Here is a 21,136-nt window from a genome sequence, read left to right on the forward strand (position 1 = left end):
CCCCGGCACCTGACCCCGGCTCCAACCCGGTCTCGGGGCGAGCAAGTTATCCCCTTGGATACTCCGCCTTGAGCGGAGTATCCAAGGGTTTCCCCGCCCCTGGGGGAGCGGGACTCGTCCGGCGCCGGGGGACGCCAGACGAAGAGGCTGCGACCGGGGGCGGATCGCAGCCAGGAGGGGCACAGGACATACGAGAGCAGCCGCGTATGCGCCGCCGCAAGTACCAGCGTCGCCAGCGTCCGCACGTCCGCAACACCCGCTTCAGTGATGACGAACTCATCCTCGTGACCGCCGGCGCGAAGGCTGCCGGCCTCACCCTCGCCGGATTCCTGGCCCGCGCTGCTCTCTCTGCTGCCCGTGACCTTGAACGGACCGCAAGTGCCGTTGCGGACGAGCGTGAGGTGATCGCCGAGTTCTTCGCCGCCCGCCGCCACCTTGGCTACATCGGCAACAACTTGAACCAGATCGCCCGAGCAGTCAACGCCGGAGCGCACCCGGGCGAACTCAACGTAGTCATCGCGGCCACGGACCGCGCGATCCAGCGTGTCCAGCACGCCACCGACCGGCTTCTCCACCAACACCAGGACTCGTCAGCTCCATGATCCCCAGGATCCAGAAGCGTGGACAGCGCACCATCGGCCTCCTCTACTACCTCTACGGACCGGGCAAGTTCGAGGAGCACACCGATGCCCACCTCGTCGCCTCCTGGGACCACAACGCCCCCGACCCCGGCCGCGACGCCACCGCGACCCTCAAGCAGCTCCAGCAGCTCCTGGACCAGCCCGTCGAGAACATCGACCCCTCGCAGCGCCCGAAGAAGCATGTGTGGCATCTATCCGTGCGCAACGGCAGCGAAGACCGGATCCTCACGGATCAGGAATGGGGCGACGTGGCCCGCCGTATGGTCGCCGCAGCGGGGATCGACAACCCGGAGGAAGGAGCGGGCTGCCGGTGGGCTGCCGTACGCCACGCCGACGACCACATCCACATCGTCGCCACTCTGGTCCGCGAAGACGGGTACAAACCCGACCTCGACAACGACGCCAACCGTGTGCAGGCCCAGGCCCGGGCACTCGAAGCGGAGCTGGGCCTGCGGCGCCTCAACAAGGGAGACGGCACCGCAGCGAAGCGGCCCACCAGCGCCGAACGCCACAAAGCGATGCGGCAGGGTCGCGAGCGTACCGCCCGCGAAGAGCTACGCGAAACCGTACGACGCGCGGTGAGCGGAGCGCGGAGCGACGAGGAGTTCTTCGACCGGCTCGCCGCCGCCGGCCTCCTTATCCGCAAGCGCGCCGCGCCCTCAGGTGACCTGCTCGGATACAAGGTCGCCCTGCCCAACGACCTGAACAAGGACGGCGAGCCGGTGTTCTACCCCGGCGCGCGCCTAGCCCCCGACCTGTCCTTGCCTCGCATCCGCGAGCGGTGGTCCGGTGATGCGCAGGATGCGCCTGCGGCCCGGCGGGGGGAAGCGATTCGTACGGGGCCGGGCAGTCCGGCCTCCGCGCGCCGCGGAACGGCATCGGCCGTGTGGCAGGCCGTGCTCGTCGTCGAACACGGCGAGGACAGGGTCGCCGCCGCCCACATTGCAGCGGCCGGCGAAGTCCTGGACGCCCTCGCGAAGACGTCCGCCGCCCACACCCGCCGCGAACTGCACGACGCAGCAACGGCTTTCGAACGGGCGTCGCGCTCTAACGTCCGCGCCGTACGCGGGCACGATCGAGCGCTGCGACAGGCCGCCCACGAACTCGTCCAGGGCGGTCCGGCCCTCGGCCGGGGTGAGGACGGAGCCACCACGGCGATGGCGATCGACATGCTGTTCTTCCTCATCACCGCCACCGCGCACTGGCACGCCAGGAAGGGCCACGCCCAGCAGGCCGAGGCCGCCGCCCGAACCGCCGAGCACCTGCGCGCCGCCTACCGGGCCGCCTCGGCCCAGCCTCTCGGTGTGCTCTACCAGCGTGGCCGGCGTCTCAGCCGGCCGATGCTCCAGCGACAGACCGTGCTGCTGCACCAGGCTCTGCCCGAACTGGCGGAGCAGATCCTCGCCGAACCCGGCTGGTACGCCCTGGCTGCAACCATTTCGGAAGCCGAAGCCGCCGGCCACGACCCGGCTGCCCTCCTGTCCGACGTTGCCGCTCGGCGCGAACTGGGCACCGCAGACTCCGTCAGCGACGTGCTCGTGTGGCGGATGCGGCGGACAGCCGATCTGCCCGCCGATGCCTCCCAGCTTCCCGAGACCAGCACCGCAGGGAACCGGTCCGTGACGCGCGGGATGGCCGCCAGGTCCTCCGCGCCCGGCAGGCGGTGCAGCGGAGAGGAGACATCGCGTCAGACGCGGTAAGCGGCCGGATGCTGGCACGCAGTCTCACCGCATCACCGCCGTGGCGATGCCGTCACGCCGACCGAAGCACGCATCGTGGCCCACGCGTCATCCAGGCAGCCGAGAGGTCGAGTGCCCCTGCTGACCTGGCCGGAGAGGGCTGTGGAGTTTGTGAATTGAAACCACGGGGGGCGTGAGGCACGATCATGAAACGCGCAGGACGAGGTGCCGAGGTAGAGGAGGACGCCAGGGTGTTTCACCGGATACGCCGCAGGGCCAAGGAGCCGACCGAAGCTCAGAAACGGTTCGCCGAGCTGCACGCGCGGATGCAGGGCCAGGTCCCGCCCGCCGTCGTAGTGGACGACTTCCTCCCGCCGGAGCTGCGGGTACCGAGCCACGACCAGGTCGAAGGCAAGATGATGCCGTGGAAGCAGCCCCTGGTCCTCGACGGTGAGATGGCCACCTGCGCCGAGTGCGGCGCGTACCGGGACTGGCTCATCCTCTCCACCCGCGGTGAGATCTGGCTGCGCTGCCGGGCCGGACATCAGCAGCTGGAGACTCGCATCGATACCGCCTGGTACAACCGGCACTCCGGGCCGGCGGACTCGACGCACGCCACGTTCGAGGACTGCCTGCGCCACCTCGGGCACTGACCACCACTCCTACGACCCCACCGGGCCCGCGGGCCCGCACTGACCACCCGTCGCCTAGGCTGTTTCCTTCGGATCACCTTGCTAGACCAGATGTCGACGGCGGCGAGATGGAGTCCGGCGAGGTAGATGATGGCGGTCTTGTCAAATAACGGGTGGTCAGGCCGCGCCGCTGCTTGAACGCCATGTGGATCTTGGTGGTCGGTACGCCGCGAGACCCGGCCGAGGGAGTGGCCGTCCGGCGCACTGGCCGGGGCCCCTTTCGTCCTGAACGACTGTCGGCATGGCCACCGGCCCCAGCGGAAGACGTGCGTCCGCGCGGCCACGGCCGTTTGCGGCACCACCGCCGCCGCCGGTCCAGTGGGCGCCCGGGGGCCGCGTCCTGCAGGTCAGTCGCCCCCTGCCCCGGTGCGTGCTCGTGGTCAGCAGGCCATGGTCTCGATCAGGTAGAAGGGGGCCGCCTCCAGCAGCGGGGTCGCCGACACGATGGACAGTCCCGCGCGGTGGCACACCTCTTCGAAGTCCTTGCGGGTACGTTCCCTCCCGCCCAGGTTCACCAGCATGTTGAGGTCGCTGAGGTAAGTGATCCCGCCGTCTGCGGCGTGCGCGGCGGCGCCGGTACCAACAACTTCGGGAAGCACCGGCTCCACGATCAGGACGTGGCCGCCGGGCGGTAGTACCTCACGGCAGTGGCCGAGGATCGTGACCGCTTGATCGTCCGACCAGTCGTGCAGGACGCTCTTGATCAGGTACAGGTCCGAGCCGCCGGGCACGGAGCGGAAGAAGTCGCCTGCGGCCAGGGAGCAGCGGTCCGCCACCCCGTGCCGGTCAAGCGTCCCCGGTGCCTGGGCCAGACCGTCCTTGGTGTCGTGGAGGACGCCGGTGAGCGCCGGGTGCGCGGCGAGTATGCCGGCCAGGACGCTTCCGTCGCCGCCGCCGATGTCGGTGACCGAAGCGAAGCGGCTGAAGTCGTAGGCGTGCGGCAGCACGGCGGCCGTCTCCTCGGAGGCCTGGCTCATCGCCGCGTTGAAGTCGGCGGACAGCTGGGGGTGTCGGCCGAGAAAGCTGAAAAAGTCGGTGCCGAAGACGGCGTCGAAGGCGATGCCGCCGGTGCGGACGCTGCTGTCTAGGCCGTCCCAGGCCCGCACGATCGCCGGGTCGGTGAACATCCGGACGAACGAGACGAGCGAGTCGGGGCGGCTGGAATCGAGAAGGGCACCGGCGGCAGTCACTGAGAACGTGTCGGGTTCGTGCTCCTGCATCAGGCCCAGGCCGGCGAGGGCGCGCAACAGCCTCGTCATGGGTTGGTGCTCGGCTCCTGCTTCGGCGGCTACCTCGCTGGCCGGTCGCCGGCCGTCGCCGATCAGGTCGAAGACTCCGAGCCGCAATGCGGCGCGCAAGGTCTGCGAGGCCATGCTGCCGAAGGCGAGCTGGACGATCAGGCCTCGGTCGGCCATGGCCTCTTGGGCAGCAGCTGTGTCTACGGTGCTCACGGATGACTTCCTTCCTCGTCGGGATGGGTGGCTCTGGTGTTCGGGGGTGCGGGTCAGAGGCCGGCCAGGACAGCGGGCGTGCACTCGGCGAAGGCGAGGACGTCGCGGTGGAGGTGGGACTGGTCGGCGTATCCGTGCGCCAGGGCGATGTCCGCGGCGTTGCCACCCGCGCGGAGGGACTGGGCGGCCTGGTCGAAGCGGACGAGCATGGCGGCGCGCTTGGGTGTGAGGCCAATCTGGGCATTGAACCGGGACCACAGCCGCTTGCGGCTCCACCCGCAGGACGCGGCGAGGTCGTCGACCCGTACCCGGCCCCCGTGCGTCACGATGGTGTCCCACACACCGGCGACCTCGGGTGCCATTGACGGGCCCTGGGCAGCCCGGCGGGTGAGGAACTCGCTGACCAGCGTGAAACGTTCCTGCCACGCGGTGGCGGCGGCCACCCGTTCACGGAGCTGCCGTTCCTGCCGCCCCCACAGGTCTTCCAGGCCGACGACCCCCCCTTCCAGTTCGTGCGGCGACACACCCAGCAGCGCGTAAGCGGCGCCGGGCGACAGGCACATCTCGATGCACTCGACGTCCCGGCCGTGGATCCGTGTGGAACCGGGCGACAACGACGCGACGAGGCTGGAATGAGGGTTCGGGCTCGCCGAGGGTCGTTGCGTGGTGCCGCCTTCGACCGTGAACGGGTCGTTCCCCAGGCCGATGACGACGACCACGGCAGGCTGGGGAAGCACCCGCAGATCCAGTGCCTGGCCGACGCGATCCCGGAAGCCGGCCATCCGGACACCGGGAACGGCAGGCGCGCCGACGGGCCGCACTACTTCCCACCCGCTGTCAGCTGCATGGTCGCCGTCGGAACCATGGTCCACGGCCACGGCCCCGGCATCCACTTCGTCGCTGTGCATGCCCCCACCCTGACGGACCCGAACCGCCCCGTCTTGGAAAAAAGTTCCGCGGGCCGACGCGCGAAGCCCCAAGCGGCCACCAGGGAGTTGTCTTCGGATCGTCTGATCGTTGGTTGATGTGTGATATTGGCTGACGCCCAGTGGGCGAGGATCGAGCCGTTGCTGCCGGACCGGACTCCGAAGCGGGGAGGGCGGTGGCGGGATCACCGGCAGGTGATCGACGCGATCGCGTTCAAGTACCGCACCGGGACGCCGTGGACGGACCTGCCTGAGCACTTCGGGTCGTGGAAAGGCGTCCACAATCGGCTGCGGAAGTGGGCCGCCGACGGCACCTGGGAGAAGGTCTTCACCGCTCTGCTCGCCCAGGCCGACTCCGAAGGGGACCTCGACTGGGTCATCGCGGTCGACTCCACCGTCGTCCGCGCTCACCAGCATGCCGCCGGCGCCCGCCAAGGGGCCCTGGCCGACGAGCCCGACCATCATGCCCTCGGACGGTCCTGCGGCGGTCTGACCACCAAGATCCACCTCGCTGCCGACGGCCGCTGCCGACCCCTTGCATTCGTCCTCACCCCCGGCCAGGCAGGCGACGCACCCGCGTTCCCTCAGGTCATGTCCCACTTACGGGTGCCTCGGCCGATCGGCCGCCCCAAGACCACACCGGACATGGTCCTGGCCAATAAGGCGTATTCGTCCCGCGCGATCCGCACTCACCTCCGCCGGCGCGGGATCCGGACGGTGATCCCCCAGCCCTCCGACCAGATCGCCAAGCGCAAGAAGCGAGGTCGATCCGGCGGTCGGCCGCCGGCCTTCGACCGCGAGGCATACAAGCAGCGCAACACCGTTGAGAGGTGCATAAACAAGCTCAAGCAGTGGCGCGGTCTGGCCACCCGCTACGACAAGACCGCCACCATCTACCTCGCCGGCTTCCACATCGCTGCCATCTTCATCTGGTCGGCGAGGTGATCCGAAAGAAACGCCCTAGCACCAAGGGGTCAGTTCCGTCATGCGCGTTCGCGTCGCCACCACCGCACTCGGCATCACCGCCGCCCTCCTCGCCGTGCCCGCCTGCTCCACCGACACCACCGGGTCCAAGCACCAGCCCTCCTCCTCCCATACGGGAAAGCCGACCGACACCGCCCAGGAGCCGACCGCGCTCTCCTCGGCCGCGCTGGAGTCCCGCCTGCTCGACCCGCGCGACCTCGGCAGCGGCTACCTTCCCGAGCCGGAGCGTCCGGCCCAGCACGACGACGTCACCGTCATCGGCTGCCCGGCCCTGAGTGAGCTGGGCGGCAACGCGGCGACTGGCGGCACGCTCACCTTCCCCCGTAAGGCGAAGGCGGACTTCACCTACGGCGGCAGCTCCTCGGAGATCTCCGAGGAGCTGTACAGCGACAGCGTGAACACGCTCTCCAACGGCATCGGCCGGATCTTCGACGCCATGGCCGGCTGCCCGGCCTATCAGGTCGTCTCCGGTGGCACCCCGGTCGACGTGACCTCGCAGAAGCTGCCCGCACCCACCGTCGGCGGTGATGAGCGGTGGAGCCTGCTCCTGACATTCATCGCCGGGGGCCGGAGCACCGTGGTCAAGCAGACCGCGATCCGCGACGGCAACCTGCTGCTGGTCGTCTCCGGCTCCCCGGCCCTCGTCGACCGCCACCTCGACAAGGCCCTTGCCAAGGCCACGGCAACGAGCTGACCTGCGCGCGTCACGCTGCTGCCTCTGACCACCGCTGGTCGGGGGCAGCAGTGCGTTATGGGCTGCGCATGGACGACCCGACCGGCCGCTTCACCCGGTAAGCAAGAATGTCCGGCACCCCCAACTGGGAGGATGCCGGACTGCGATCGTCGAGAGTGGTGCGCGGGACGCTAGATGGCCGGCGCGCGCAGGAGGCGCTCCTGGGTCGCCTCGGGCAGGACCCGCCGCAGGACCGGTGCGGTCGAGCTGAGGGAGGCGGCGAAGGCGGCGACGAGATCGTGCGGGACGCTGGCGGCGAACGAGGCCACCCACAGAAGCGGGGCGCCGAGCACAGGCTCGGCCCACGCCTGCCATCCGGCCGGTCCCATCTCGTCGTCCTCGGCGGACAAGGCCCGCGGGTCGGCGTCCTGGATGAGGGGCGGCACCTCCCCCAGGCTGATGTGCGAGGTGAACGTCGGGTCCGTCGCCGCCGCCCGGGGTTGGTCGATGTCTCGGAACCATCCGTGGGCGGCGACAGCGTCAAGGACCAGATCGGATCCGGCGAGCGGCGAAGCAGGCTGGTTGCTTGCGTCGAGCGCGACGAGGAAGTCGACCACCGCCTCGCCGGGGACGTCTCGGGTGAAGTAGGCCGACCACTGAGCGAGCGGGCTGCTCGCCTCGGCTCGGGCGGAGATCTGCCAGGCGATCGGCAACCCACCCAGGTGGAACGGTTCGTCCGCCAGCCCCCACTGGGCCCAGCGCAAGGCGTCGGGGCTGATGTGCAGGACGGTGCTGCGCAGGACCTGGCGGTCCTCCGGTTCCTCGTCCGGCTCGTGCCGTCCGCGGACGATCGTCAGGCTCGTCCAGCCCAGGCCGGCGAGCACGTCGGCGACGACGTCGTAGAGGCGTCCATCGTCACCGGTCAGGTGCCGGGGGCCGACCCAGAACGCGGGTTGGCCGCCCCGCGGGGCGGACGGGTCGGGCGGAAGGTCGGGGTACAGGGGCGCCTCCAAGGGCTCGGTGCGAATCTAGTTGCCGCCAGCACGACGGCGGGGACGGCGCGGGGGCGCCTGGACGGGGCCCTGCCACGTCAGGTCGATGGCAACCTCCGGCGGAAGGTGGCCAAGCTGTGCGTCCGGGTCCGCCCCTTCGGCGAGGTAGACGACGGTCTGGCCGGTCTCATCGACCGACTGCAGGACCTGCGCCAAGCGGTGCGCCATCGGGACGAAGGGGTTCATGGCCTGGCGGACCGGAGCACTCCGGTCGCAGCCGGACAACAGGTCGATGAGATCGCCGACGGTCATCTCCGGGGACGTCACGGACAGCCTCCTGGGGTTCGGGGGAAACAGGGGCGGTGGAGCCGGGCCGGCCTGCGGCACCGCCAGCGCTCATAGGGCGGGCGCTATGTATCGGTGGCCGCGCTGTCAGAGGCGGCGTGAGGTCTCCAGCACCCTCGCAACGGTGGCGGCGACGATGTCGGCCGGCGTCTCGGTGTCGAACGACAGGTGGTAGCCGCAGACCTGGGCGGTGCCGGTGACAGCGATCTTCCACCCCTCGCCGTCCGTGCCGGGTCGACCGTGCGGAAACCAGCCGAGGTAGAACTGGCCGTCCTTGGAGCTGACGTGCACGTCCGCGCGGTCATCGACGATCAGGTGGAAGTCCTCGGCAGAGAACTGGTCCATGACCAGAGTCGGCTGACCGGGGCCGAGCTGCCACTCCCGCGGTCGCAGGGCTTCCACAGTGGTGGAGAAACCGGGGCCCGCAGGGGCTACGGTCACGTGCAATCACCTCTCTGACCTGGGGTTTCTTGCAAGGTCGTCTACGTTGACATGCTCTCGCGCCCGTTGGCCAGTCTTTCCGAGATCTTTCGTGTCTGCCCCCGGCGAACTGCTGTCCGTTGACAGCTGTAGGTTCTCAAAATCGGCGCCATATTCTCAGCGCCGACAGCACAGCGAGGCCACTTATGGCGTGTTGCTGAGAATCGGAACTCAGCGGACTCGCCCTTTCGGACGACGGGAGTCGGTTCCGTCTGTCCCCCTCGCCGGGGCGGTACCAACCAGTCGACCCTGGTGATCCAGATCAACTGCCCTGAGCGCGACCCCGGACGGCCATTACTTGAGGAGCTGAACACGGCCGAGCTATGAAACCGACGGCTGCGCACAGGCAAGCCGATCGCCTCGACAAGTTCGCGGAAGCCTGGGCCCCCGCTCGTGAGTAGATAGGGGTTTGGCCGTCACGCCTCAGAAGGAACGCCGAGGAGATAACACGAGTAATGAAGTGACTGCTGGTCGCGGTCCTCATCGAGTGGCTGTGACCGGCACTTTCGCCCCGGGCCTTAATAGTCAGAGGCGAAGTCCACAGTGCAGGCAGCCTCTTGGCCGGTGCTACGGACGATCGACCGTACTTTGATTTCCGTCTCGCCGAAGCTCAGACGCACATCGACGTGACGGTCTTCCAAGTGGATATCCATCACGTCACGCAGGTCGACCGTGATGGTTCCGACCCGCCGGCACCCTGGGTCGGTCACGTAGCGGGGGTCGTCCTCGGTACTCGTGTGCAGTTCGATCTCCATGCCCTCAAGGTGTCCCTCGATGGGGATGTACGACTGACCGATTTCCTTGGCGGTGTCTACAATGTCACCACGGGTCACGATCTTGCCGAAGCGTGTGGCGCAATAGACGCGCCCCTTCCTGGTGACCTGCTTTGCGTCTTCCGGGTCAACGCCTGGGACAAAGTCCGAGCACACCGCAATGCCGTAGGTGAAGCGGGCACGGCGGGCGCGGGTCTGCGGTGCGTAGGCGTAGTGCGCCGCCCCGTACAGGACAGCGTTGCCCGGCTCCGGCGGGACGAGAACTAGAGCCCGCCCAGCAAGATGCTCCCTGACCGCGTGCTGAAGGTAGGCGGAGTTGCTGAAGCCGCCGACCATCAGGACCACCGGTTGCACCCCGTCGTCGTCCTTCACTTCAGCCAGCTGCTCGTCGAGCAGTTCGAGGATTTCAGGCACCACTGTGTCGAACAGGTCCCGGACCTCTTCAGGGGTGACGATGATGGCGTCCGTGACGCCGCGCTGTTTGCGGCCCACGCGCTTCCGTACGGCCGCGCCCAGCCTGCGGTTGACCGCAGTGGGCAGCCCGACCTTGATCGGGGTTTCGGTGTCGGGTCCGAAGCTCAGCTTGCCGCGCTCCCATGCTTCGGCCATCTCCAGCATGGCCTCCGGCACCTCTTGTTTGAGGTGCTCGATGAGTTCGGGCTTGCCGAAACGGTCGACCAGGAGCCGGTCCTCGAAACGGGCGTTGAGCTCGTTCGAACCCAGCCGCGCTCCATTCACCAGGCCGATCTCGACGAGATGGCCTTCCGCATCGTTCTTGTACGCGGCAAAGTCGACTGTTCCGCCACCGCCGTCGAGAACAACGATCCGGCGGCCGGGGTCGGTCAGGCTCCCAGCCGGCAAGTCTTCTTCGCCGTGTACACGGACAGAGTGCAGACGCGCGGAATGCACAGCCGCTTCCGGCTCCCGGGCCAGGACGAGACGGCCGTCCTCGGCAGGAAACCCCGCCTTGACGGCAAGTCGGCGGACCCGCTGATTTTCGGAGTCCCGGAAGATCGCCGGCACGGTGAGGCCATACCGGACGTCTTCTTCCAAGTACCCGCTGGTGGCGATCTGCGCCAGAGCCTTCTCCCGTACCCGCTTGAGGAGTTCGACCGTCAGCAGCTCCGCCTGCTGCTGGGGAGATCGCTCCGCCCACGGCAGGGGCCGTTCCAGAACACTCAGCCCGGCATTTCGGGCCTCCTCCCCACCTTCTTCGGCCCTCACCACCTGCTGCACACCGGTGTGTTCCTCTGCGGTCCCTTGCTCCACCGGTTGGTCCATCAGCTGCATCTTGAACCCCGCGTAGTACCGGGGAGCGTCCGGGCCGCCGGCCTGGTTGAGCGCACGATGCCGTGCCGCATGGCCCCAGGAAAGGACTTCGCCCTCGACCGACACGAGCAGCGCCGAGAGATTCTTCAAAGACGGCACCGGCTGTCCCGGCCACTGATCACAGAAGTCAAAGCGCCGCTGTCTTGGGTCATCATTCGCCTGGTCTACAGCAAGCCCGCAGAAGCCCAAGCTGGTTGTGCCGTAATCGATGCCGATCACATACAACGGTTGAAACATGCATCACCTCAGCGCGACGAAGGTCCCCCGATTCCGCACACGAGAAGGTGCGCGACTCGGGAAGCCTCCACCCCGTGACCAAACAGGTCAAAAAACCGCTCCACGACGCCGTAAACGCAACCCGATTGGGGGCATATTCACTATTAACTGCCCTCGGATTCATGCCTCTCCTGTTCAGAGTTGCGCACGTGTATGTTTCTGAACAGGAACGAGGCAGGTGACAGCACCCATGCTTGACCAGTCGACTCAAAAGCTGGCCGGAATCCAGATCGCATCGAATCCGGAACAGGCCAATGAGAAACACAGCGAAGAGGAGGGCGAAGTCAGCATCATTGAAGAAGAGATGAAGCAGTACAAGAAATGGATGGAGTCACGCGATGAACTAATCAAAAAGGCAGACCAGAAGGGCGTGAGCGAAGTCCGTATCGCATGCCTGATGGGTCATTCGCGTAACACCGTGCGGAAAGCCCTACATCACGGCTGAACGGAGCAGATCAGAGCGTCGGCGTGTGCAGCAAGCCGCGAGGCCCTACAACAGCAGAGCTACCGGGCGGCGACGGTCTCAGCTCGCCTCACGCGCTGGCGGGCTGGTCATGAAGCGCCAACCCGCCAGGAGCCCCCGAGTTCGGCAAGATGCCTGCGCAGTGCACCACGCTGCTCCTCAAGATCTTGCGAGGCGGGAGACAGAAGATAGACATTGTCTCGGTAGGGACGGAAACCCAGGCTCTCCCACCCCTGGGCAATTTCGGCGTTCACGCGGTCCCACTCGGCTCTGGCCGTCAGCCGATGGCTGCTGAGATCGGTGATGCCGGGCGAACAGGCGACGGCCCGGCAGCCGGTCATGAGCCGGGTGATCACCTCGCAGGCAAGCACGGCAGCCAGGCCATGCCCGCGCCATGGCGGATCCAGTGTCACGCGATTCATGACGAGCAGCGCTGAGCCGACGTACTCCAGCCGTTCGCTTACTTCGTCGGTGAAGGAACCCGTCTCGGGATCAAGGAGGGCCTGCGCGGTCTCGTACAGTTCTCCGACACCTCTTCCATGGCCCAGTAGGCGTTGCGGCCTCGATCGAGGTGCACCCGGTAGAACGTCATGGAGCCGACGGCTACGTCCTCGACCGTGCACGAGGAGCAATCAGCAGCCGCACACCCGCTGGAGCTGACCGGCTCGTGATGTTCACCATGGGCGCGTCGGCGGTGCAGGATGGCCACTTTCCAGCACTCCAGCGTGTCAGCCTGGGGAGTGTCCCAGAGTCCGTCGTCGTAGGAGATGCGCAGGTGTAGCTCGGAGGGGTCGCCTGGCAGCAGGGAGGGCTCGATCACGGCCGCAGCGTATCGAGGTGTCCGCGCGTTCGTGGAGAACGGAGCCCCAGCTCAGGGCGGGCGTGCCCACGCCCACGCCGAAGCGAGGAGTTCGTGCGCTGAGACCCGCGGTCCTTCGCCGAGCTGAAGGCCGGCTATTCCTACTGATTCGTCCGCGGTGCGGCTCACCGCACGCGCGTCACGGTGACCACGGCATGCCTCGTCGTCCCGGCGAGCACTTCGACGAGTAGTCCGGGCTCCGCCGCCGTGAACGACCCGCCCCCGGCCGCCCGACCTCGCTCGGCCGGGGTAACGTCGACCAGCGCCGCCGCGACCTGCGCGGCCAGCTGCGCCCCGAGCCGCTGAGACAATGCAACACGGCCGTCAGTCAACCGCACCGCCAGCGCCCGCGGCCGACCCGCCGCCCCCGTGAACCCCACCACCTCCGCGTCGATCGTCTCCGCGTGTCTGACCTTCTTCCACGACGACGACCGACCCGCCCGGTACGGCGACCGCGCCGACTTCGCCACCATCCCCTCCACACCCGAACCGGTCAGCGTCTCGTACCAGACCCGGGCGACCTCCACGTCTTCCGTCACCGACACTGCCTGAATCGGCGACCCCTCCGGCAGCCCGTCCACCACGTCCAGTATCAAGGCCCGCCGCTCCTCATACGGACGCCCCCGCACGTCCCCGGTGGGCAACGCCAGAACGTCCCACACGATGAGCAGCGCAGGATGCCGCGCCGCCAGCTCCCGCGACCGTGCCGGCGAGGAAGCCGCCCGAGCCTGAGCGGCCTCGAACGACACCCGCCCGTCAACCACGACGACCGCCTCGCCGTCCAACACGACACCAGGCAACAGAGCCATCCCCGCAACAGCAAGATCCATCCAGGGCGTAGTCACGTCCCGACCCGACTGCGCTTGAAGTCGAACCGTCTCAGCCAGCCGCCACAACACCGTCCGGTGACCGTCGAGCTTCACCTCGTACCACCAGCGCGGCCCGGTCGGCAGCTGCGGCACCAGCTCGGCCAGGGCGACATCGACAGGGAACTCCACCCCGCCACCTTCAAACGCCGCCCGCGCCTCCCGCGCACCGGACTACTCCAACAGGCCCAGTCGCGTGTCCGGCCGACACTTCGAGCACGCCGGAACCTGCTGACGTATGGCGTCGCGCGCCTGCTCCCGCGTCGCCGACATCAGGCGCTTACCCGGGTCCCAGCAGTCCCCCGTATGCACCGCCACCAGGCTGTGCCGGTCCAAGCCCCGCTCGATCAGCCACTCCGGGGGCGGAGGCCGCCGCTCCTCGGCCTGCCGCCGCTCGGCCTCCCGACGCTTCTCGTCCGCGATCCACCGGTCTAGCTGCCGAAGGCTCGCCCGCGCCTGCTGCTCGACCACGCGGCGCGTGAACTGCAGCAATTCCAGACGGGACGGAGTATCGCTCACGCGTTCGATTGTAGAGGGGCGGCGGTTTTCAGACATCGAGGCCCCCACACCCGGGAGCACGCTGTTGGCGGTCGCCAACAGCGTGCCCAGCTGGGGCTGCGGGGGCTCCGTGTAGTGAAAAAAGGGGGGGTGCAGTCAGCTCCCGGTGGAGTCTTCTGTGTGGCCATCGGTGCGACTGCGGCGTGCCACGGCGAGGGCGCCTCCACCGGACGCGATCAGAATGGCCGCTCCGCCGATCAGCCACGGCGTGGCGTCAGCACCGGTGTGGGCGAGGGAACCCGTCGGCGTCTTCGGTGTGGAGTCGCCGACCGGGGTGGCAGCGATGGTGGAGGAGTCGGGTTCCGGTGTGTCGCTATCCGACGCGGACGGCGTGGCCCTCCCCGTACCGCTGTTCGGCGGCTTGCCTGGGCTGGAGGAGGGGGTGTCGGTGGGCGTGTGCGTGGGCTTGCCCGAGGGATCGGGCTTCGGGCTGGTGATGGTCTTGGCGTTGGTGACGGTCACGGTCACCGGGCCGCCGGGACCAGCGGTGAACGTCTTGGTGGGCTTGTACAGGTCGTAGCCAATAGGGGCTTTGATCTCCTTGACCCAGAACTGGGTCTTCCGGCTCGACATGGGCAGCTCTCCGGAGGCCGTGCCCTTGGCTCCCGTGGTCAGGGTGAGCAGCATCGAGGTGCCGGTGCCGATGTTCACGGTCGCCCCGGGCAGGAGCTTGCCGGTCTTGTCGTCCTTGGCCTGCAGGAGGACCTTGGCGGCCTTGAACGGGTCGGTGATCGTCAGCTGTAGGGTCCGCGGGTTCGTGAGCACTTGCGGGCATCTGACCTGTGGCGTTGGCCGTGGCGAGCAGCGTGCACCGGGATTTGCGTCGCCACTGAGCGAGCAATCCACGCGACTTGAAGCTTGTCGGGGTCACTCAGGGTGAGAACTGACGCGCTGAGGCCATGTGACTTTTCGAGATAGATGCCACCGCGATGATGGACTGGCCTGAGGTCTCTGGCCGGTCTGATCGCTTGACTGAGCCGTGACACGGTAGCGGGAACCCCGAGCGCTGCGACGTAGGGTTCCGTCGGTTGATGCCAAGGCCGTGCCGCTGGGTGGTGTTGAGGCCGTCTACGAGAGAGATGGCCCCAAGTTCACCGGACGACCCGGGCTTCCAGCCCGACCCGATGTCGTCTACCTCGAAGAGCTGCAGCTCGGATGCCACAACCGACGTGACCGGTTCCAACTACCACGGCCAGGTAGATCCAACGGTGCTATCAGTACAGGTCGACCAACGGAGATGGGGGCGTGGACCGCGTGCGCAGGGAAGCGCATGTCAAGGGCTCGACGGCACTTTGGGCGGTGGGGGTGGTTGGCGAGGTAGGCGGGCCGTTGATGTTGGTCAGGCCGGGGAGCCGGTCTCCGGTGTCCTGGTCAGCGGTGTGGGGGTCGGATGCTGGTGGCTGTCAGTGAGGGTTGGATGCTGGGGGTTGGGTGTGGAGGTGGTGGGTGAGGGTGTCGCCGAGAGCGGGGGTGGGGGCACCGGTGTGGATGATGCCAAGTTGGGTGGCGAGGGTGGTGAGGTGGAGGCGGGTGGTGGCTTCGAGGAGTTGGGCGTAGGTGTCGGTGGCAGTGCGGGTTCGTCGCCAGCCTGCGAGGGCGATTCCTGTGGTGAGGGGGAGGGCGGGCCACCACCAGAGGGTGAGGGGGAGGTAGAGGAGGGCCCAGGCGGTGAGGGTGGTGGCTTTGGTGAGGGCGGTGCGGGCGGTGGTGAGTTCGATGCGTGTGGGGTCGGGTAGTACGGTCCACAGGTAGGGCCAGACGATCGGCAGGTGGAGGTGCAGGTCGCGGTCCATGCGCAGGGTGACGGCGTGGAGGCGGTCGCCGCTCCAGGTCGGCCGGTCGGGTTTCTCCAGACCGACGCGGATCCACCTCCGGTAGGCGGCATGCCGCTTGCCTCGGGCGACGGTGAGTTGGGCCGCGGTCGGGGGAGGTTGCGTACGGTCGGCCGCACGGGCCTCAGCAGCGGTGCGGAGCTGGTGGTACGTCGTGTGCGCGGTGGTCCACGCTCGTTGGCGGCTGCGGGTCCGCTGCCCGGCGACGGTGCGCAGGGGGCGCGGCCAGGTCTGCCAGTCCGGGGCGAGGGCGAGGCGTTCGACGACGGAGGCGAGGGCTTGGGCGGCCAGGCCGGCAGCAGCGGCGCCCGCGAGGATGGCAGCGAGCAGGACGATCTGTCCGCCGGTGGTGGTCGCGGTGGGGTTCTTCATCCGGGCGGTGACGGCGGCGGTGAGCCGGTGCAGGTCCAGGGCGTACATCCAGCCCAGGGTGCGGGCGGTGGCGGCAGCGGCGAGGTAGAAGGCGCCCGGCAGGACGAGCAGGGTGAGCCACCGTTCGGCGAGTTTGCCGGTGAGCCCGGACCAGAACCCGATCACCTGGCCCGCTCCGGTGTGGTCACAGGATCGTCCGTTCCAGTTCCCGGCCGGTGATCGTGCAGGTCAGCGGGAACACGGTGGACTGGTCGGGGAGTCGTCCCGCGCACCTGCCGATCGGACACCGGTAGAGCGACTCGAACGGAGCCCCACCGGAGGCGCCGGGCAGATGAAGGCTCCGCTGCGCGGATGCGTGCCACACGCCCAGCGGGTCGCCCGCGGCCTTAACCGCTTCGTGGAGTACCTGCAGGAGGTTCTGGAATGCACTCGGGTCAGGTTGCTGGGCAGCGGCGACAGCGTCGGTGAGGACGCGCAGTTCGGGCGGGTCACCGCCCATGTCCTGGTCCGGGGTGAGAAGGCGGCGCAGGTAGTCCAGCCGTCGGCATACGTAGGCCAACGCTTGGTCGACACGGTCATCGGGCGGGTCGGTGGCTGCGCCCATCCCTGTCCCTCCATCGTGATCGTCGGCGGTGAGGGTCGCGCTGTTCCGCAAGCGAGGGCCCGCCGAACGAGCCCGGGGCAGAACGACGGGCATTGTCGACGATATCGGCAGAACATGCCTCGCATCCGGTGAAGCTGGCAATACCCTCAATACAACGAGGAAACCCGCGGGTTGGGGGACGGATGGCTGAACGCGAGGACCTCCTGGCAGCCCTGCGGGCACGCCTGCAGCACGCCCAGGATGGACAGGATGTCTCGTCGCTGTTGGAACCGGCCACACTTGCCGAGGCCGAACGCCTCACCGAGCTCCTCGACGACCAGGACGTGGAAGCCCGGTACTTCCTGGGCTGGCTGCACTGGTACCGCTACCGGGCATTGCCCGAAGGCCGAGACCAGGAGGACTTGGACACCGCAGTGGCCATGTCTACCTTCTGCTTCGTCCATGACATCTCCGATGAAGTGCTGCCCGAGCCTCTACTCCCCTATCTCGCCGACGGCGCCGCCAGCACTGCCGTCGCAATGCTTCAACGAATACTCGGCCCAGCCGAACCCGCCGACATCACCGTCACCATTCGTCTGTGGCAGCACATCCTGACCCACACCCCCGCCGGCCACCCCGACCGCGCCGGACGTCTCAACAACCTGGGGCTCGCGCTGCAGACCCGGTTCGAGAGGTCGGGTGCGGTGGCGGACCTGGACGCGGCCGTCGACGTCGCCCACCAGGCCGTGGACACCACCCCCGCTGGCCACCCCGACCGCGCCGGACGCCTCAGCAACCTGGGAGGCACGCTGCAGACCCGGTTCGAGAGGTCGGGTGCGGTGGCGGACCTGGACGCAGCCATCGACGCCGCCTACCAGGCCGTGGACACCACCCCCACCGGCCACCCCGACCGCGCCGCAATGCTCAACAACCTGGGGCTCGCGCTGCGGATCCGGTTCGAGAGGTCGGGTGCGGTGGCGGACTTGGACGCGGCCGTCGGCGCCGCCTACCAGGCCGTGGACACCACTCCCGCCGACCATCCCGACCGCGCCGGACGTCTCAACAACCTGGGTGGCGCGCTGCGGACCCGGTTTGAGAGGTCGGGTGCGGTGGCGGACCTGGACGCGGCCGTCGACGCCGGCCGCCAGGTGGTGGATACCACTCCCGCCGACCATCCCGACCGCGCCAGGTACCTCAGCAACCTGGGGCTCGCGCTGCAGACCCGGTTCGAGAGGTCGGGTGCGGTGGCGGACTTGGACGCGGCCGTCGACGCCGCCCACCAGGCCGTGAACACCACTCCCGCCGACCATCCCGACCGCGCCGGACGTCTCAACAACCTGGGAGGCGCGCTGCGGACCCGGTATGAGAGGTCGGGTGCGGTGGCGGACCTGGACGCGGCCGTCGACGCCGGCCGCCAGGTGGTGGATACCACTCCCGCCGACCATCCCGACCGCGCCAGGTACCTCAGCAACCTGGGGCTCGCGCTGCAGACCCGGTTCGAGAGGTCGGGTGCGGTGGCGGACTTGGACGCGGCCGTCGACGCCGGCCGCCAGGTGGTGGATACCACTCCCGCTGACCATCCCGACCGCGCCATGTACCTCAGCAACCTGGGAGGCGCGCTGCAGACCCGGTTCAGGAGGTCGGGTGCGGTGGCGGACCTGGACGCGGCCGTCGGCGCCGGCCGCCAGGCCGTGGACACCACTCCCGTCGGCCATTCCGATCGCGCCGGACGTCTCAACAACCTGGGGCTCGCGCTGCAGACCCGGTTCAGGAGGTCGGGTGCGGTGGCGGACCTGGACGCGGCCGTCGACGCCGCCCACCAGGCCGTGAACACCACTCCCGTCGGCCATCCCGATCGCGCCGGACGTCTCAACAACCTGGGGCTCGCGCTGCAGACCCGGTTCAGGAGGTCGGGTGCGGTGGCGGACCTGGACGCGGCCGTCGACGCCGCCCGCCAGGCGGTGGAAGGCATCCCCACAGGCCATTCCGACCGCGCCAGGTACCTCAGCAACCTGGGGCTCGCGGTGCAGACCCGGTTCGAGAGGTTGGGTGCCGTGGCGGACCTGGATGCGGCTGTGCAGGCACTGGTGATGGCTTCGGAGGTGGGTTCGGCTGCGCCGTCGGTGCGGGTCCAGACGGGGCGTGCTGCGGGTGGCTTGTTGGCCTCGTCGGATCCGGGGCGTGCGGCCGAGTTGTTGGAGGGGGCGGTGCGGTTGCTGCCGGAGGTGGCACCGCGGGGGCTGGACAGGCCGGACCAGCAGGAGCTGCTGGGCGGGTTGGCAGGGCTGGCAGGGGACGCGGCGGCGTTGGTACTCGCCGGTCTCTCCGTCCCGGTGGAAGATCGGGCCGGTCGGGCGTTGGGGCTGCTGGAGTCGGGGCGGGCGTTCCTGCTGGCGCAGGTCATGGCGACGCGGGGCGATCTCACTGTCTTGCGTGCGTTGCACCCGGATCTGGCAGAACGGTTCACCGATCTCCGCGACCTGCTTGACCAACCGCCGTCCAGCTCGATCGGGTTCACCAGGGCCGGTCTTGGGCCGACCCCTGTTCAGGATCGGGAGGCGCGGGATCGACGGCGGGTGGCGGCTGAGCTGGGCGTGCTGCTGGAGCAGATTCGCCGCCTGGAGGGGTTCGCCTCCTTCGCGCTTCCACCGACGGTAGAAGACTTGCGTGGGCAAGCCGGGCAGGGACCAGTGGTGACGTTCAACGTCAACGACTATCGCAGCGATGCCCTGCTCCTCGCTGAACAAGGCGTCACCGTCGTGGCACTTCCCGACCTGACACCCGAACTCGTCGTCGACCACATCAATGCCTTTCACCAGGCCCTGGCCGACAGCAGCGACCCCGAACCCGACGCTGACCGGGGTGCCGCACAACAGCGGTTGCGCGAGATCCTGGCCTGGCTGTGGGATACGGCCGTCGGCCCAGTCTTGGACGCCCTCGGCTACAAGGAGTCTCCCGCTGACGGGCAGGAGTGGCCGCACGTGTGGTGGGCATCGGGCGGTCTGCTCAGCCTGCTGCCCCTCCACGCCGCCGGCTACCACACCTCGCACCATGACCCCCGCTACAGGGCCCGGACAGCCCTGGACCGGGTCGTCTCCTCCTACACCCCCACCATCGGCTCCCTCGGCTATGCCCGCCAGCACACCGCAGCGCCATCCGTGAAAGCTCAGACACTCATCGTGGCGATGCCCTCCACCCCCGGCCTGCAACACCAAGGCCGACTCTCGGAAGTGGCCCGCGAAGCCACCCAACTCCAGGCCCGGCTCCCCCACCCCACCCTGCTCACCGAACCCGACGCCGATACCGGCAGCGCAGGAACGGGAGATCAGATCCCGACCAGGACAGCGGTCTTCGCCCACCTCACCGAGGTCACGATCGCGCACTTCGCCTGCCATGGATCCAGCCACCCCACCGACCCCTCCCAAAGCCTGCTGCTCCTGCACGACTGGCAGCAGGACCCGCTCACCGTCGCCAGCCTCGCCCCGGTCAACCTCGACCACGCCCGCCTGGCCTACCTGTCAGCCTGCTCCACCACCCTCACCCGAAGCCAGCAACTTCTCGACGAGTCCATCCACTTGACCGCCGCATTCCAACTCGCCGGATTCCCCCACGTCATCGGCACCCTCTGGGAGATCAACGACAAGTACGCCGCCGACATTGCCGAAAGCTTCTACGCCCGCCTCACCGATAGCGAGAAGAACGTGGACACCAGCCGGGCCCCGCACGCCCTGCACGACACCATCCGCAGCCTGCGCGACCAACTGCCCCTCACCCCATCCCTGTGGGCGGCGTACGTACACGCTGGCGCCTAACACCCCACAGCCAACCTCTGACGTTCCGTGCGTACATGTACGCGGTACTGACAACTACTGAACGTCACCGATGCTCATGTTCACCCGGATTTGCTCGGACAGTGTTCATGATTCGCCGACAGTGCTCACGGAATCGCGGATCCTACATCAGCCGTGTGGTCGCGCCCGGGGTGACGATGACGTCCTGGTCGGCGACGACCTCGTGGAGCGGGCTGCCGGAGGCCGTCTCCTTGAGCCGGAAGACGCCGGGCGCGAGGTCAGAGAAGGTCAGCTTCCCCTGCGCGTCGGTCTTCCCGTGTCCGGCTTCCTGGCCGGCGGAGTCGAGCAGCAGGAACACGGCGCCGGGCAGGGCGTCTCCCGCTGCATCCTTCGCGGTGATCTCGACGCTTCCCGCGTCCGGGGCTGGTGTCTCGGCAGCGGTGGCCGAGGGGGTCGGTTTGGAGGGTTCGGCGCTCGCGGCCGACGCCCAGGCCAGGGTGCCGGCCGCCGCGACGGCGACGGCAACAGCGGATCGGACGAGACGTGCGTGCACGAGGAAGAGAACTCCTTG

At 68.5% G+C, this 21,136-nt stretch carries 19 protein-coding genes and 1 pseudogene; 7 read left to right on the forward strand and 13 right to left on the reverse strand.

The genetic code is table 11. The annotated features are described in order from the left end of the window. Positions 1-206: 206 nt before the first annotated feature. The 3 genes from ACRAKF_RS05870 (at position 207) to ACRAKF_RS05880 (ending at position 2,973) form a co-directional block, all read left to right on the forward strand. Positions 207-602, forward strand: coding sequence for a plasmid mobilization protein (locus ACRAKF_RS05870; protein ID WP_447035789.1), 396 nt, complete (start codon positions 207-209; stop codon positions 600-602). Then, positions 599-2,341, forward strand: coding sequence for a relaxase/mobilization nuclease domain-containing protein (locus ACRAKF_RS05875; RefSeq protein WP_447035790.1), 1,743 nt, complete (start codon positions 599-601; stop codon positions 2,339-2,341). The genes ACRAKF_RS05870 and ACRAKF_RS05875 overlap by 4 nt, the downstream gene beginning before the upstream one ends. Before the next feature lie 230 nt (positions 2,342-2,571). Continuing rightward, on the forward strand, positions 2,572-2,973 hold the full coding sequence (locus ACRAKF_RS05880; protein WP_447035792.1) for a hypothetical protein: 402 nt from the start codon (positions 2,572-2,574) through the stop codon (positions 2,971-2,973). A gap of 419 nt (positions 2,974-3,392) precedes the next feature. Here ACRAKF_RS05880 and ACRAKF_RS05885 read toward each other — a convergent pair whose 3' ends face one another. Then, entirely contained in the window at positions 3,393-4,463 is a 1,071-nt protein-coding gene (locus ACRAKF_RS05885) for a methyltransferase (protein ID WP_447035793.1), read from the reverse strand. Between the two features lie 53 nt (positions 4,464-4,516). Then, positions 4,517-5,371, reverse strand: coding sequence for a helix-turn-helix domain-containing protein (locus tag ACRAKF_RS05890; protein ID WP_447035794.1), 855 nt, complete (start codon positions 5,369-5,371; stop codon positions 4,517-4,519). Positions 5,372-5,491: 120 nt separating this feature from the next. Here ACRAKF_RS05890 and ACRAKF_RS05895 point away from each other — a divergent pair, with 120 nt between their 5' ends. Both ACRAKF_RS05895 and ACRAKF_RS05900 read left to right on the forward strand, forming a co-directional pair. Then, positions 5,492-6,334, forward strand: a complete 843-nt coding sequence (locus ACRAKF_RS05895; protein ID WP_447035795.1) for an IS5 family transposase — start codon at positions 5,492-5,494, stop codon at positions 6,332-6,334. 40 nt (positions 6,335-6,374) lie between these two features. Next, complete coding sequence (locus tag ACRAKF_RS05900; RefSeq protein ID WP_447035796.1) at positions 6,375-7,067, forward strand: hypothetical protein; 693 nt, start codon at positions 6,375-6,377, stop codon at positions 7,065-7,067. Between the two features lie 170 nt (positions 7,068-7,237). Here ACRAKF_RS05900 and ACRAKF_RS05905 read toward each other — a convergent pair whose 3' ends face one another. The 4 genes from ACRAKF_RS05905 to ACRAKF_RS05920 form a co-directional block, all read right to left on the reverse strand. Further along, positions 7,238-8,059, reverse strand: a complete 822-nt coding sequence (locus tag ACRAKF_RS05905) for a DUF317 domain-containing protein (protein ID WP_447035797.1) — start codon at positions 8,057-8,059, stop codon at positions 7,238-7,240. Between the two features lie 15 nt (positions 8,060-8,074). Then, positions 8,075-8,365, reverse strand: coding sequence for a hypothetical protein (locus ACRAKF_RS05910; RefSeq protein WP_447035798.1), 291 nt, complete (start codon positions 8,363-8,365; stop codon positions 8,075-8,077). Between the two features lie 105 nt (positions 8,366-8,470). Next, positions 8,471-8,824: a DUF317 domain-containing protein gene (locus tag ACRAKF_RS05915; protein WP_447035799.1), complete on the reverse strand. Its 354-nt coding sequence runs from the start codon at positions 8,822-8,824 to the stop codon at positions 8,471-8,473. A 557-nt stretch (positions 8,825-9,381) separates the two neighbouring features. After that, entirely contained in the window at positions 9,382-11,202 is a 1,821-nt protein-coding gene (locus ACRAKF_RS05920) for a hypothetical protein (protein ID WP_447035800.1), read from the reverse strand. 229 nt (positions 11,203-11,431) lie between these two features. Between ACRAKF_RS05920 and ACRAKF_RS05925 the strand changes: the two genes are divergently transcribed. Next, a complete protein-coding gene (locus tag ACRAKF_RS05925) occupies positions 11,432-11,686 on the forward strand; it encodes a hypothetical protein (RefSeq protein WP_447035802.1) in 255 nt (84 codons plus the stop codon). A gap of 107 nt (positions 11,687-11,793) precedes the next feature. Here the strand turns inward: ACRAKF_RS05925 and ACRAKF_RS05930 are convergent, their stop codons facing one another. The 6 genes from ACRAKF_RS05930 to ACRAKF_RS05955 form a co-directional block, all read right to left on the reverse strand. Continuing rightward, a complete protein-coding gene (locus tag ACRAKF_RS05930; RefSeq protein WP_447035803.1) occupies positions 11,794-12,126 on the reverse strand; it encodes a hypothetical protein in 333 nt (110 codons plus the stop codon). Between the two features lie 562 nt (positions 12,127-12,688). Next, positions 12,689-13,561 carry an ATP-dependent DNA ligase gene (locus ACRAKF_RS05935; protein WP_447035805.1) on the reverse strand — a complete coding sequence of 291 codons (873 nt, stop codon included), beginning with the start codon at positions 13,559-13,561 and terminating at the stop codon, positions 12,689-12,691. A 42-nt stretch (positions 13,562-13,603) separates the two neighbouring features. After that, positions 13,604-13,948, reverse strand: a complete 345-nt coding sequence (locus ACRAKF_RS05940) for a DUF6233 domain-containing protein (RefSeq protein WP_447035807.1) — start codon at positions 13,946-13,948, stop codon at positions 13,604-13,606. Between the two features lie 135 nt (positions 13,949-14,083). Beyond that, positions 14,084-14,752: an LAETG motif-containing sortase-dependent surface protein gene (locus ACRAKF_RS05945; RefSeq protein ID WP_447035808.1), complete on the reverse strand. Its 669-nt coding sequence runs from the start codon at positions 14,750-14,752 to the stop codon at positions 14,084-14,086. A gap of 638 nt (positions 14,753-15,390) precedes the next feature. After that, complete coding sequence (locus ACRAKF_RS05950; protein WP_447035809.1) at positions 15,391-16,356, reverse strand: hypothetical protein; 966 nt, start codon at positions 16,354-16,356, stop codon at positions 15,391-15,393. 19 nt (positions 16,357-16,375) lie between these two features. Continuing rightward, positions 16,376-16,795, reverse strand: a complete 420-nt coding sequence (locus ACRAKF_RS05955; RefSeq protein WP_447035811.1) for a hypothetical protein — start codon at positions 16,793-16,795, stop codon at positions 16,376-16,378. A 182-nt stretch (positions 16,796-16,977) separates the two neighbouring features. Between ACRAKF_RS05955 and ACRAKF_RS05960 the strand changes: the two genes are divergently transcribed. Then, the gene (locus ACRAKF_RS05960) at positions 16,978-20,586 is read left to right on the forward strand and encodes a tetratricopeptide repeat protein (protein WP_447035812.1); all 3,609 of its coding nucleotides are present in this window, start codon (positions 16,978-16,980) and stop codon (positions 20,584-20,586) included. A gap of 148 nt (positions 20,587-20,734) precedes the next feature. On the opposite strand, the pseudogene ACRAKF_RS05965 reads toward ACRAKF_RS05960, so the two are convergent. Then, a pseudogene (locus ACRAKF_RS05965) lies at positions 20,735-21,118 on the reverse strand (MSCRAMM family protein); the annotation flags it as partial. Positions 21,119-21,136 lie beyond the last annotated feature (18 nt).

This window comes from Streptomyces sp. DSM 118878 (genome assembly GCF_052936595.1).